Origin of the sequence: Bacillus sp. ISO11, from assembly GCF_003458115.1 — a bacterium.
GTDB lineage: Bacteria > Bacillota > Bacilli > Bacillales > Bacillaceae_G > Bacillus_A > Bacillus_A cereus.
This window is the reverse complement of the sequence record NZ_QXCO01000009.1, coordinates 148,921-163,143: the sequence shown is the minus strand read 5'-3', so window position 1 is coordinate 163,143 and position 14,223 is coordinate 148,921. Positions and strand designations below refer to the sequence as shown.

Here is a 14,223-nt window from a genome sequence, read left to right as displayed (position 1 = left end):
AGTCCCGTTATAAAAACGGACTTTTTATGACGGGGTTAACCCCATCTTTTTCCGAAAAATGAATATGTATAAATTTCTTCTCCTTGAACAAAGAAATCCTCGTACTTTCCCCCTCGTATCAAATAATTTGAAGTACTTTCATCAATCGATTGAAACTGTAAACTTTGGATTTCTTTCGTTACTTTTACAGATGTAAAATTCTCTCTGAGTCTAGGTGCAATTTGGCTATTTATACTAAATTTATTAAATAAAATAAACGAACTTAATAAATAACTATTGTGTTTAAAAAGAGAATTTAATTCGCACAATAAGAACTCCTCATGTTCAAAACTATAATTACTTGTACCTGATTGATCAATTACAATATCAATAGAATAATTCTGAATAGGTATGTTTAGAAAATCGGCACAGATAAATACAATATTTCTTTTCACATTTCTTCTCTCAATTACATCTTTTAAAAGTAAAAGTTTATTCAAATCTCGATCAACAGCAATATATAAACACTCTTCCGGTAGTTCTTCATAAATATTTCGTAAAAAGAACCCAATACCAGACCCTAAATCAAGTAGTATTTTTTCATTTAAATCTAATTGCATTAGTTTCTTTTTCGCCCATTCTCCTCCTCTTTGAACATTTTCCAAAAAAGCAGTATCAGTTTCATGAATATAATCCGAAATAGAATCTTCAAGTGATTTCTTTTCATACGCTTTCACTGAGTTACCAGCTGTTAAAACCCCTGAAATAATCGTGTATTCTTCACCACAATTACAAATTAACTTTCCCTCAATAATTTGATTCTTATTAATAATGCCATCTTCAAGAATTAAATTTCCGTTACACTTAACACATTTAAATAAATGAAGTACTTTTAAATCTATCCCTAAAATTGAACTCGAAATTTCAGTTTCTATAGATAAATTATGTAACGCTTCCTTTAATTTGCATTTTCGTCCCTCTAAAGTTTTTATTTCTTGTTCAATCTTTTCATATTTTACTTTAAATAAAGATTGATAAAAATTATCCTTTTCATAGCCTAAGGATTTCCCTAAATTTTTATAAAGAAACAGTTCTTTAATTTCATACAAGCTAAACCCTAGCCATTTGTACTCTAATATAAGTTCTATATCCTTTTGACAATACTCGTCAAAAAAATAGTGACTTCCTTTTTTCTCGGGAATAACGAGTCCGAGGTCCATATAATGTCTAATCGTATCTACACTTACATTATTTACTTCTGCAAACTTACTGATTTTCATCCTAATCACTACCATTTATATATTTGTTTATACATACTTCTTTATTATTTTAAAAAATCCTTTCATCTCCCTATACAAAATTATTTATGCTATGAAAAAGATGTAATTAATTTTAAAGTTCCGCCACATATCCATTAAGCTAAGCTTATATAAGTTTAGCTACTCCTTTTTTAATCTTGAATTTAAAAAAGAGTAGCAGGTAGTACGTTTATGTCTATATATCTAAAAACTGTGAATTCATGTATGAATTAAAAACTGCGGCGTAAGTACTGCAGTTTCTTCCTTTTTCATTGAGTTGAAATATGTAAAGTTACGTACTTTAACTGTAGCGGACTTGTACTACGCGTTCATATTAATTTTATAGACGTTTAAGGATTTTGTTTTATGGGAAGTATTCTTGCTGTGAAATTAGGATTGTAAATATAGATGAACGTGATTCAAATCAAAAAAAGGTACTCCTAGAAGTACCTTTTTTACTATTCTATATGTGCGAACGCTTTCAAAATTATTGGATATAAATCGATGTACGCATTGTATTAAATGGTGCATTTATAGATGTCTTTTGGTACTCAAAAGTTCCTTGTTGGTGTCCAGAAGCATCCCATTTATAATACCAGCCAACGATTGGTCTTCCGCCAATTATAGTGGAATCAATACTTTTTACATTAGAACCATTCATTTTAGCAAATGGGTTTTGGCCATAGCCCAATTCTTTCGTTGTAATATATAAATATTTTCCCCCGTGGTTACGCGATGTGCTGAAGCTGTTCTGATTAATTGTTTCTACCCCGCCTAGCTCAGACTCTACTTGTACGACGTTTAGTGAAGTAAGTGGTGCTGCTGGTCCAGCTGAAGCTTCTGTTGCCATTCCTAATCCGACGAACGCTGTAATTGCTAACGATGAAATCCCTAGTGCTGCTTTTTTAAACATAAAAAACATCCCCTTCCATCTATTGTTTTTTCTTTCATTGTCAATATAATCCTAATAATTTTATATGTAAATAGATTGTAGCTGTATAAATATTAGTGTGAATATTCTATTATATATTTCTGCAATTCTATTACTCAATATGAATGATTTACAGTGTAAAACGAAATACACATTACAAATTGATTCTATTATTTTCATTATTAGCTAGCGTATAGCGAATTTAAACCCTATGAACCATTGTTGCTATTTTTTTAGTTCATAAACAGATGCCTATATTTCTTGTTACTATATAATAATGTTACACCAAACTGATATCAGTACACATAGAAACAATAAAAGAGAGCATATTTTAAAAGATTTATTAAAACATGCTCTCTTTTATTAATTTGAATGAATCTTTCAGTAAAAAAGTACATTGATTTGTATCCTTTATGTAACAAAAATAATCGTTTTAAAAATCTTGTTTTTATGCTTTTTTCTATTATTCTTAAAGATAATTTATTGAATATTCTTATTGTACTCTAATTGATTTTGAATTCCTGATCTATCAATTTGAATCCAATACTCTGAAATTTTCCCGTTTTCTATTCTATACACTGCACTTGCTATTTGAATTATAGGGAGGCCTGTAGGTTCATACCCATCTATTTCTCCTATGTGTGTACCTACTTGCTTCCAGCGTACATATACTTTACTATCTTGTACTAATAATTCTTGAATTTCTAATGAAAAGTTTCCATATATTCCTATCATCTCTCTTACATGCTCAGCATAATCTTTTGGCGATCTGTATACTGTTTGTTCCTCTTCAGATATAACTTGATGTGCCAATACTTTATCTGCCATATATCGATTTGAAAAATCCGGATTACTCCCTGAACGCACTTCTTTAAAGAAATTTCTAATAATTATTTCCGGTTTCATTAAACATCCCCCTTAAAAATAAATCGAATTCTAATATCACCTGAATATATCGGATAAGTGTTATAATTCTCATCCTCACTCTTTCTTAATAAACATGTCAAGTTTGTAGTGTTGACATTAAAAATTGTAAATTTGCTTAGGATTTGCTGAGCATTGATTTAAACATGCAATATTTAATGTTTAAATCAATATATAATGATGTATAATAAATAAGAACTAATCAACATTTTTCGTTTAAGATAGTCTATCCATCTCTTACTACCTAATGACCTCAAATAAACGCTATTCAAGTCATGTTAAGAGGTACCAAAGACGCCCATATGGGCATCTTTGGTGTAAAAACACCTTATAGTATGTAAGGTGTTTTCTTATTTACTATATCTGGAATACCTCTATTTGAATAGTAAAATGTGGCTTAAATTTTACCTCGATTGTTTTGTTTTCTACACCGCCTTGAACATATAAGGAGTTACTACGAGTATAGATTTGTTTTGCCGATTTCATCTCGGCTTCAAAGATACATTTATTTTCATAAGACATGTACAATGAAACAGTTTCCACGTAATTCTTGTTATGAACGAATATCGGAATTTTTGAAGGTTTCAATGAGGCTGGTGAAGCTATCACTGGCATGAACAGTCTTCATGCCGCGCCTGAAGACTTCCAAAACAGTTGCTGGCAAAGCGATGTCGATGCCGGCTTCTTGGGTAGTATGAACAACGTGCTCAACGCTCGCCAAGCCCATTGCGAGTCTGTCCACGTCACCAGGGTGCTCCCCCTCGTCGAGACGCGGGGTATAGAACTCTACGAATTTCGGGAGTGACGACATCATCGCCGAAGCGTATGGTAGGAATTGCTCCGCCGTAATGCCGTTTGCGTTAGCGATTGCAAGAGCATGTAGGTAACTTAGCATTGCTGTCCAGAATATATCCATCTGTATCTGATAGTATAGCATGGCTAATCCGGGGTCCTCGCCCCGGTAATCGGTACTTGTTAACACTTTCAAGGTCTCCCTGTGAGCCTCGAAGGCCACTCGATCACCACTATAGTATGTGTAAGATTCCGACTTACCTATGCCTGACGGTGGAACTTGCACCCCTCCAGTAATATGCCAGGCTCTACGGTCTTCCAACCATTTAGCCGCCTTACGAGCTTTCTCCGGAGTATCCGAACTCAAGTTAACGAGCACCTTACCGAATAAGTTCTCAGAGACGGGTTCAAGAATAGAGTACATCACATTGTAATCTGTAAGGCTAAGGATTACCAACTCGTTAGCAGCTAACGCCTCGTTGACCGTGGACACCCTGATGGCTCCTTTTGCTACAAGCTGGTCTGCTTTACTTGAAGTCCGGTTCCACACGGTCAACGAGTACCCGTATTCCAGAAAAACGTCTGCCATCGCCTGACCCATCGGCCCTAACCCTATGACTGTTACTGATTTTCGGTTCCCAACCGCGTTTGTAGTTTCAGAACCATTTTTCTCATTTTGGCTATTACTTTTCAATGAAAAAACCCCTTTCAGGTGAAATTAAGTAAATCATAAAGGATTACACTAGTGTCAATGTCAACACAAACAAAAATGGCCCCGGAGCAATTTATCATGCTCGGGACCATTTCTACATTAAACAGTTCTCTTTTTCCTAATCGTTAAAGCGATTTGCCTCTCCAGTAATCTCTTTAATCCATGAAGTGCTTCGATTTGATAATTCACATTACTTAGCTTTTTTTCATACGTTTCCAGCATCTCTTCGCAATATTGATATTCGTCAGGATTTGCCGCTTCGCTCTTGAACAATACTTTAATCTCATCTGCTGTTAATCCAAGCTTCAAGTATAACTGAATCGCTTTGACTCGTTCTATGGCCGATTCGTCGAAATCCCGGTAATCGTTCTCCAACCTATCGGCGTTTAGAAGTCCTTTATTGTCATAATGCCGGATGGATCGTATGCTGACATTGGTCAATCGTGCTAGTTCGCTTATTTTCACTCCTAACAAGCCTCCTTGCATGCTCATAATAAATTGATTATACAACGGCGATTTTCCATTATTATTTGCCCTAAATGAACTTGTAGTATTTGTAAAATACAGTTTTTCATAAAAGGAACTTAAAGAAACTCTAACATAACAAACAGTTCACAATGGAGTTTGTGAATTTTTCCCGAAAATATCCTTTATTTGTGATACAAATCCTGGTTCTAGATTTTGAACTACCCTCCATGATTTATATACACAGTTTATGGACATATTTCTAGCTAAAACGGACGAAAAACTCACCCATATGAGAATATTTTAGGTGTTGTTTACGAGTATACTGTATTAAGAGGACAAAAAACTGTATAATTTTTAGAACTAGCCAGGGCTTATTTATCATGCACATTTATAAGAAAATACTCCTTTTTTAAATGCTTTTATTTTGGTAAACGAAAGCCTTTTTTAATTCTGTTCTTAAGTTAATGGCTATGTAAGGTGACCCCTATTATAAAAGTACGACATTAATACTTCTTTTGATTGATATAATGTATAATAGCGTCATATAAAAATTCAGCTAAGTCTTCATTACTAAATTGATTTATATAATTTTTAAATCGATTATCAAATTTATACGTATTTGCAATACATGTCAACATTTCAGAATCACATACAATAGATTGTTCGAGATAACTTTTCCACTCTACAATTAATTGCTGTACTTCATCGGAAGTAGGTGATTGATTAATATAGGAAGCAATTTTTCTAAACACCCTTTCCATTTTTTGTTCGAATTCGTGAAATAAGTCCGCTTTTTCACTAGGAGAGAGTTCTTTCAGTTTCTCCTCAAATTCTTTGTATTTTTCTGTTTCTCCATAGATGAATTTCGCTTCATGAGCATATTGTTCTTGTAATGGCAAAATAGATGAATTGTTAAAAATATTTAAATTGTAGATATCCTTTCCTGATACATACTCATCCACCGCAGTAATAACTGTTTCTAAATGTTGTTTTTTTAACAATAAAGTTTGGTTATGCTTTTTTAATAATTGTAGCTGTTCTTCTCTTGTAAGTTTCAAAACTTCCGCAATTTCCTTTAGAGAAAAGTCCATTTCTTTAAAAAATAGTATCATTTGAAGTCTTGCTAAACTGTTCTTATCATAGAGTCGATAACCATTTTCCGTTAAGTAAATTGGCTTTAATAAATTTATTTTATCATAGTATTGTAAGGTTCTTTTTGTTATGCCTGTAATTTGCACAATATCTTTAACCGTTAAAAATTGTTTCTTCATCCCAAAATTCCTTTATTTCATCTAGTATTTGATTGGCAGGAGTTATTGTGGCTTCAAAGATATTTTTACCTGTTTTTTCTAAATAGTATTTAATTAAATAGTATCCACAGGCATAACCAGCAGCATAAGGCATATCGACTGGTATATAGTTTTGAAGTTTTGCTAATTCATCACCATAAAGATACGGTGCAATTTTATCAAATCCTGTTAATTGTAATTGATCCTTGAGCACGGGTTTGATACGTCTATTAAGCATTTCCATAGTTGTTTTCGATACCCAAGGTCCGAGTAGATCTTCCCCAAAAATAGAAGTAGCAAAATTTTCTGCTAAACCTTCACTAACAATTAATTCACCTAAAGTAACAGTATGGTCCCACTGAATAAATTGATATCGAACATTATGATTACATTCATGTGCTAAAGCAGCTTTCATTCGAGGGATTGTGTATTCATTTGGCAAAAATGTACACAAAATATAACCAGGAATACCTCCATCACCACTATACCCTTCATTTAACATTAATGAAGGACTATTGGGATTCCCTAATAGAATCGTGAATACGTAATCAGATACACGAAGGTTCACATCATACTCTCTAAATAAATGAAGGCTTTTCCTAACAGCTTCTTTACAATCAGACCAAAAAGAATCTGACGAAATCAATTCTAGTTCTGGTGTAATCTCATTTGTAATCTGATTAGGAGAAATGCTCATTATATTATTCAATGTAATAACATCAAAACCATTTGGCTCCTCAGCTTTAAAAGGAACATATTGAATTTCCCATTTCCCCATAAACGGAGCCAACATTTCTTTCCTGTATAACTCAACCTTTTCCTCTTTTGGAGCTTGTAAAATTTTTCGGTATATTCTATCTGACCGTAATGATTTTATATTCATTTCTTTCACTCCTTATTTAATATAGTTAAAATTATGCACTATGACGTTGCGTTATAGTCAAGTGAGTTAACTAAAAATATAGCAAGAGAATGGGATTAGGTGTTTTTTTAATATTAATAGGACACTTTCATTTTTAATTACCTTGGCTTAGTTTGGATGTTAAACATATTTAAAAATATCTCCAAGCCGACTTTTAAACAACCTTATTGGGGTCCCATCACATGCCTATCAAGAATTGATTTTATGAAGATAAAAGAAAAGATTTTAGGTTCTGGTGCAAACCTTCAAAATATCTGCAGTACCTCCCCATACTTGGACATACCGATACTAGTACTCTAAAAAAAGACATGTTAAGTGTGGAAAAGCAAAATCTATTCAAGTGGAAACATTATCAACCTGATATTATTTTATTAACCATAAAATGGTGCCTAAGTACAGCCTCAGTTTTCGGGATTTAATCGAATGGTAGAAATTCATTTTGTTCATAAGCCTTATTTCATTAAATGGGCCCTTTAGTGGAGAAACTTTATTGCTACCCAGCAGTTCCTTAATTCGCCTTACAGTGCAGATCTTCTTTTCACTATAAAAACATCCTTTTAGATAAACTGATTCAAAGGGGCAAAATGTCGCGACTTTATTTCAAATTTAGATAAAACCTAATAATAAACCCTCCCTTGTACTAATGCTCATGGATAGATAAGCCGATACGACCGAAGTAATAATAAATAGCATCCAAAGGGGATTGTCTTGTATATGTTCAAAGCTTTCATGGATCAGATCTTATCCGAGAATGCAAAGTATACCTATAGTTTGTACAAAGAAAAGAATACGGATATTTTGTAGATTCCATAGTACAAGTCTTTCAATTACTGCTAGGTTAAGGGGAACCATCGATTTCTAAGCTCGCTGGAGATATGCCGGGATCCAATTTAATTTTAATTAAAGAAAAACCCGTGAATTATTCACGGGTTTTTCTTTAATAACTAATTGCTATTGTTCCTTCACCTGCATGAACCGCAAATGAAATTGGTAATGGATATAATTTGAAATCCATTTCAGGGAATGCTTGTCTAATATCTGCAATCCATTCTTCCGCTCCAGCTTTATCATTAGCATGGAACATATGAAGTACTTTTGGTAATTCTTTTTCAAGTTCATTTTTAATATATTCTCGACATTTTTGGATTTTACGAACTTTCTTTTCAAGTAAAAGCTCTCCACCTTTTACTTCTAATATTAAGTTAACACTTAATAAACTTCCAAGTAAAAATTGCATGCCCTTTACACGGCCACTTGCATATAGACCTTTTAAACTCTTTGGGAATACATGAAAAGGTCTTCTTTTTTCATCTACTAATGTTTTGTGTATATCTTGTAAAGTCATACCATCATTGTATAACGATTTCGCTTTTCTAATTAGTTCATCCATTGGATAACTTGTTGTTTCACTGTCTAATACCGTTAATGGAAAACCTGCCATTTCTGCAGCTAACTTCATATTTTGATAGGTTCCACTTACTTTTCCGCTAATAGCAACTGCAAATCCTTCTTCATATTCTTCTTTGCATTTTGTAAATAACTCTACCATTTCCCCAATATTAGGTTGTGAAGTAGTGACTGTTTTACCTTCGTTTAACGCATTATAAACCCTTTCACGTACACCTTCTTCACAATCTTTGTACGAAATTCCATCAATAATAACTTCGATTGGGATAACAAAGTTATCTCCTTCTGTTTTAAAATTCGCAGTTGTACTATCAGTAATCCAAGCAACACGCTTCATGTTGTTCCTCCCTTAATTCAATTCCTCTTTTCTAATTTTTCTATATATTTATGTTATGAAAAGAGAATATCCCTGTAATAGTAACAGGACTTTATTGTTTTGGCTATAGTAGATGTATATTAAATGTGACTATTTCTTGTCTATTTCACAAATAAAAAAGAAAATCAAGGAATTTGCTCGATTTTCTTTTTATCATATACTATTTAAAAGTTTCATTATCTAAAATTACAACATAATCATTCGTTAATCGGCCAGCTTCTTTTGTATAACTAACAAGCCTTTGTATATTATCACAGCAAATTTTTGCTCCCCATACGAGTAACGGTACGCCAATAAAATCGATATGGAACCTTCTAGAAAACAGCCCACCGAAAGTCATTGGTAAAGGTACGGTTGGTGATGTATTAGAAAAAATAATCTTTTCATGACTTTGATAATGTTTTTGCAAGATTTCTCCTAAATGCTTCATCGCTGGTACAACAACTTTTGATGCGCCGCATCCAATCGTATATACAGGATGACCATGTTCATCTATGCCATGAAAAATAATTTTTCCCATATCTTCTGTTTTCAATTTATTAAAGTAATCTACATTCAAAATTTCTTCTTTCGTTAACTTGCGATCCGTTGGTAATTTATTTAAATGATACGCTGCAGCTAGTGAGGTAGTATGTGTTCCACCAAAATCTGTGTAAATGTATATCATATTATCATCCCTTGTTGTAAAAGTTCAATGTTAATTAGTATTACCGTTCTTAGCAATGTTAAACAAGGGATGAATGTATTTACGCTTTTTGTGTTAATTCATTATATTTTTTCCAAATATAATAACGTCTACTAATCACAGTGCCTAATGTAATACATAAAAAGGCATTTGTTACAACCATTAATGTCTGGTGCGTACTACCCGAAAACATACTTTGTTTAATCATAATTTTTGCTCCTAAAATAACAAGAAGGATTATTGTACTTACCCAATTTCCTTTTCGTAGTACATGACCTGTTTCACTATCTAATCGAAATGTTAAAGCTCTTCCCCGTATAATCCCAAGACATAAGCCAATTCCAAGCATTACAACAAACAGTAGTCCTTGCAGCAAAGTTATTTGTCCCATATGAATAATGGATTGAACTGTTACAAAACACAACAAAGCCGGAATGAGCCAAATACGGTTTATTTTCACTTTTCGTTCTTTACTTTGCATCAAAACAATAATAAGAACAACAAGTAAAATATCCATTTAGAATCCTCCTATAAACTTGTTTATCTTTAAAGATTATATTCTCCTCTTTTCATTCCATACTTGAAATACGATAGCTACTTTCAAGTGTAAGATGGAAAATGTGATTTCTCATCAGCCTTAAGCATTATTTATAAAAATAAAAAAACGTACTTTTTACTCGTACGCCTTTAATAACTCGTTTAAACTCCTATTTATCAACTAATTCCACACCTTTAGAATTAGCTTTACCCAACACTCGAATGTTAAATTTATTAATAGCTTTTAAAAAGATAATATAAATACAATATCCAACAATAGAACCTATAACATTACAGATCACATCATCAATATCAGTAATACGTCCCACTCCACTAAATAAAGACTCAATTAATTGTAGCAATTCAATACTAGCTGATATAGAAAATCCTAATAAAATTGTATTTTTGAATTTCTTATATTTATCCCATAGGATTGGTGCTAAAAATCCTAAAGGCATTAATAATAAAATATTCCCGCCTACATTTCTTACAATTAGACCAATCATAAATAGGGTATCTCCATCATAAGCACTACCAATTTGATTGATGTCTTTAATAATTGATGCGAATGGTATTATATTGACCGAGCGATTCAGATTTTCAATATTAAAAGGAAAACCGATTGGTAAAGGGAATAAAGTTACTGCAACAACCATACAAATGTAGATCACAAATAAAAAACTTATTATTTCTTTCCACCAAATTACATGTTTTGTATTTTTGGTACCAATTAATATTCCACGTACAATTAAATAACAAATAACTCCTAAAATAATAAACACACTACCGTTAATCATATACAAATTGTTAACACATCCTTTCATATGAATTAATAATAAAAATTTACAACTATATAGTAATGTTTTCTAATTTAAAAATCCATATAATTATATATAATTGTACAGAATTACAAAAAACCCTTATTTAATAAATAAAGGGTTCCTCGTTAACTAAAATATTTTTCAAAACAGAAACAATCATGAACCCGTTTAAATTATTTTCGTATCTCTTCTTTTAAATCCATATAATTAAAAAGCTCTTTCTATTTCTGTCATTAATTTTTCAGGTCCTGCCCCTTTATTCGACGTAATAACTAAAGTTATTCCTAATTCTGGATATATAGCCGAGCGAAAACTGACGCCTGGATCATATCCCATTACATGATATTTGAATACCTTGTTTTCTCGTGTTTCAATCCATATTCCATAGCCGTAGGACTGTTTATCATTTACTTGAATGTGAGGAGTTAAAAGTAATTTTGTATATTCCTTTCCTAAAATTTCATTATTAAATAGGGCTGCCCAAAATTTCAGCATGTCTGGTGCAGTAACATATGCACCTCCATCAGCTCCTCCTTTTATCGGTATAGAGTAGGCGTTTGTTCTCCAATTTTGGTTGGTTTCGTCCTTTATATATCCTAGAGCTGTATGTCTTGGTAATCTATCTAACGAAAAATAGCCAGAATCATTCATGCCAATCGGATTAAAAATGTTCTTTTCTATATACTCCGTAAATTTAAGTCCCGTCTGTTCTTCTATTATTAATCCAAGTATGATAAAACCTGCATTGTTGTAGTGAAACTTAGTTCCAGGTGCAAACATCATATTACTTTTTTGGAATAATGGTAAAAAGTCTTTTAAGCTCTTTAATAGATACATAGGTGTTTGTTTCCAAAGATCTTCGAAGTTATCCATAATACTTTCATCAAAATAATCTGGTATACCAGCGCTATGCGTTAGTAGTTGATGTATTGTAATATCTTCATCGAAGTTTGAAAATTTTATCTCTAGACAATCTTTTAATTTTGTATGAAAAGAAATAAAACCTTTTTCAACAAGTTGACAGATGCCAATTGCAGTGAAAATTTTACATCCTGAGGCAATGCTAAATCTTGTTTGTATCGTATTGTTTATACATTCACTTTGGTTTGCGTAACCCAAAGCTTTTTCATAGACTAAGTCTTTTTCTTTTTTTACTAAAACTACTCCAGAGAAATCTATTTTCTTTTGTATTTCTTTTATAATTTTATCAATTTCATCTTTTGTTTTTATCACGACAACCACCCTTATCTTTCGGTATTGTTCTTTCCCCTTATTGATTTTTCCATATAAAGGGGAAAGAACCCTTTTATTAAATACGATAAATTGTTAATGAGAACACAAAGTTCATTTCGAATTTATCCCGCTATTTGTGGGCAGTAAGACCCCCATCTCAAAATTCAGCGAAAGCAAAGAAGTTAAGTGGGGACCCTGCTGCCCGTAAAAGCCCGCTTGGTGAGGGCTGATAATCAGTGGGGGGGATGCCCCCTGATTAAAGTTTCACTTTATTGATTCAGTAAAATACAACTTAGATTGTGATGGGAATAAAGTAAACACACACAAGACGATAGTAATAAATAACATGATGAATGAACCTACAATAACTACAAGTTGTATAGAAATGAACTGAGTCGCAACACCAGATAATATTGTAATAAAGATTGTTACTAACGCAATAACAAGTCCATATATACTCCCGATCCGTCCCATTATATGAACGGGAACGTTATTTTGGTAAAATGTATAAAATCCTGTATTTGCATATGCCATAGAGAAAGATAAAATAAAGAATCCAATAGCAGCTATTAAAAATACATTTGAAAAAGCATAAATTAAATAACCAATTGCAATAAATAATGATCCTATTCCAATTAGAAGTGAAGGTGCTAATTTCTTTGACAAAATTGTATTTGTTATGGCACCTAAAATAAATCCTGCACCAGCTATACTAACTAGAAAACCATATTCACTATCTGTTAGTAGTAATACCTCTTTCGCAAACGATAGTTCAAGTGAATCAGTAGCGGTTGCTAATACGAACATACTTTGAAATAAGAAGTACACGCATACGACATACACATGTTTTCTACTAAAATTTATAACAGTGTTCCAATCTTTTTTTAATACTGTAAGAGATAATGTATTACTTGTTGTATCCGAAGCTTCTTTCTTATCAAGATTAGGTAAAAGTAATGTAATGAATCCTGATAAGAGAAATGCTATAGCATTTATATATATAGCAATCTCTGGTGTACTCGCAATTAATAAAACCCCTGCTATCGCTGGACCAATTAAAAATGCACCAGATCCTATTAAACTACGTAATGAGTTGAAACGTTGTCTTTGTTCTACTGGAATTAATTTCGTCATATACGTCATAGCAGTTGGCTCATAAATTGCACTGGCCATACTTATAAAGAATACAAATACATAAACAATCCAAAGTGACGGAAGTAAAGGTAAAATAGCGATAAATAACGCACGATATATATCGAGGTGAATCATTAACTTCCGTTTATTTAAACGATCAATCATACTCCCAGACCAAGCGTTTGTAAATAAAGTGGCTAATGGTTTTATTACATATAAAGCAGCAACAGCTAAGGCTGAGTCACCCATATTATAGACAAGTACATTCAGTGCTATTAAGTAAATCCATGCCCCTAAATTCGCAATACCAACAGCGGACAGTAGTAATAAAGGATATTTCCAATCTTTAAGAAAGTTTTTCATTTTTGGCCCCCGCTTTCAAAATTGTTTTAAAACAATAAAAAAATCCCACCCCCAAGACTTTTAATCTTAGGGACGAGATTTATCATCGCGGTGCCACCCTAGTTTGTTAATATGTCACCATATTAACCTTATCAGGTACTGCATTCTAACTCATGCTTATACCATAGCTCTATAACGGGAGCTCCCGTCACACCATCCCCTAATAATAGGTTCCGATGCGCTGCTCAGAGGCTTGGTTCAATAAAGAATTTTTACTCCTTTTCAGCTAAATGGAGCTCTCTGTAAAAAATTCATTTTATTTACTCTTCTCTTCACTGCATTTGATTTTTTCCATATTATCACAATCATTTTT

At 32.6% G+C, this 14,223-nt stretch carries 13 protein-coding genes, 3 pseudogenes and 1 other annotated feature; of the genes and pseudogenes, 1 reads left to right on the top strand and 15 read right to left on the bottom strand.

Annotation, left to right across the window (positions count from 1 at the left end; translation table 11 throughout):
* Positions 1-35: 35 nt before the first annotated feature.
* The 8 genes and pseudogenes from D1166_RS12520 to D1166_RS12485 all read right to left on the bottom strand — a co-directional run bounded on the left by D1166_RS12520 (position 36) and on the right by D1166_RS12485 (position 7,276).
* Positions 36-1,259 (bottom strand): MerR family transcriptional regulator, encoded by a 1,224-nt coding sequence (locus tag D1166_RS12520; protein ID WP_097861930.1) that lies wholly within the window; start codon positions 1,257-1,259, stop codon positions 36-38.
* A 505-nt stretch (positions 1,260-1,764) separates the two neighbouring features.
* Entirely contained in the window at positions 1,765-2,190 is a 426-nt protein-coding gene (locus D1166_RS12515; protein ID WP_061654632.1) for a DUF4879 domain-containing protein, read from the bottom strand.
* 498 nt (positions 2,191-2,688) lie between these two features.
* Positions 2,689-3,114 carry an ester cyclase gene (locus tag D1166_RS12510; protein WP_000801679.1) on the bottom strand — a complete coding sequence of 142 codons (426 nt, stop codon included), beginning with the start codon at positions 3,112-3,114 and terminating at the stop codon, positions 2,689-2,691.
* A gap of 375 nt (positions 3,115-3,489) precedes the next feature.
* A pseudogene (locus D1166_RS32170) lies at positions 3,490-3,678 on the bottom strand (hypothetical protein); the annotation flags it as partial.
* Between the two features lie 7 nt (positions 3,679-3,685).
* Entirely contained in the window at positions 3,686-4,618 is a 933-nt protein-coding gene (locus tag D1166_RS12500) for an NAD(P)-dependent oxidoreductase (RefSeq protein ID WP_118043326.1), read from the bottom strand.
* A 117-nt stretch (positions 4,619-4,735) separates the two neighbouring features.
* Positions 4,736-5,101: a MerR family transcriptional regulator gene (locus D1166_RS12495; protein WP_000703056.1), complete on the bottom strand. Its 366-nt coding sequence runs from the start codon at positions 5,099-5,101 to the stop codon at positions 4,736-4,738.
* Between the two features lie 506 nt (positions 5,102-5,607).
* A complete protein-coding gene (locus tag D1166_RS12490; protein WP_000743883.1) occupies positions 5,608-6,375 on the bottom strand; it encodes a MerR family transcriptional regulator in 768 nt (255 codons plus the stop codon).
* Positions 6,350-7,276, bottom strand: a complete 927-nt coding sequence (locus D1166_RS12485; RefSeq protein WP_097861932.1) for a DUF2268 domain-containing putative Zn-dependent protease — start codon at positions 7,274-7,276, stop codon at positions 6,350-6,352. The genes D1166_RS12490 and D1166_RS12485 overlap by 26 nt, the downstream gene beginning before the upstream one ends.
* 356 nt (positions 7,277-7,632) lie before the next feature.
* Between D1166_RS12485 and D1166_RS12480 the strand changes: the two are divergent.
* Positions 7,633-7,739 (top strand): annotated as a pseudogene (locus D1166_RS12480) (IS6 family transposase); the annotation flags it as partial.
* 513 nt (positions 7,740-8,252) lie between these two features.
* Here the strand turns inward: D1166_RS12480 and D1166_RS12470 are convergent.
* From D1166_RS12470 to D1166_RS12440, 7 genes and pseudogenes are all read right to left on the bottom strand, one after another.
* On the bottom strand, positions 8,253-9,059 hold the full coding sequence (locus D1166_RS12470) for a DegV family protein (RefSeq protein WP_000831921.1): 807 nt from the start codon (positions 9,057-9,059) through the stop codon (positions 8,253-8,255).
* A 199-nt stretch (positions 9,060-9,258) separates the two neighbouring features.
* Positions 9,259-9,765 (bottom strand): DUF3189 family protein, encoded by a 507-nt coding sequence (locus D1166_RS12465; RefSeq protein WP_000639421.1) that lies wholly within the window; start codon positions 9,763-9,765, stop codon positions 9,259-9,261.
* A gap of 79 nt (positions 9,766-9,844) precedes the next feature.
* Positions 9,845-10,300 (bottom strand): CcdC protein domain-containing protein, encoded by a 456-nt coding sequence (locus D1166_RS12460; protein WP_097796960.1) that lies wholly within the window; start codon positions 10,298-10,300, stop codon positions 9,845-9,847.
* Positions 10,301-10,490: 190 nt separating this feature from the next.
* Entirely contained in the window at positions 10,491-11,123 is a 633-nt protein-coding gene (locus D1166_RS12455) for a VanZ family protein (protein ID WP_000281849.1), read from the bottom strand.
* Between the two features lie 143 nt (positions 11,124-11,266).
* Positions 11,267-11,335 (bottom strand): annotated as a pseudogene (locus D1166_RS32165) (GNAT family N-acetyltransferase); the annotation flags it as partial.
* A 13-nt stretch (positions 11,336-11,348) separates the two neighbouring features.
* Positions 11,349-12,374, bottom strand: a complete 1,026-nt coding sequence (locus D1166_RS12445) for a serine hydrolase domain-containing protein (protein WP_103653132.1) — start codon at positions 12,372-12,374, stop codon at positions 11,349-11,351.
* Between the two features lie 264 nt (positions 12,375-12,638).
* Positions 12,639-13,871, bottom strand: coding sequence for an MFS transporter (locus D1166_RS12440; protein ID WP_097861933.1), 1,233 nt, complete (start codon positions 13,869-13,871; stop codon positions 12,639-12,641).
* Positions 13,872-13,936: 65 nt separating this feature from the next.
* Positions 13,937-14,195, bottom strand: a binding site (T-box leader).
* Positions 14,196-14,223 lie beyond the last annotated feature (28 nt).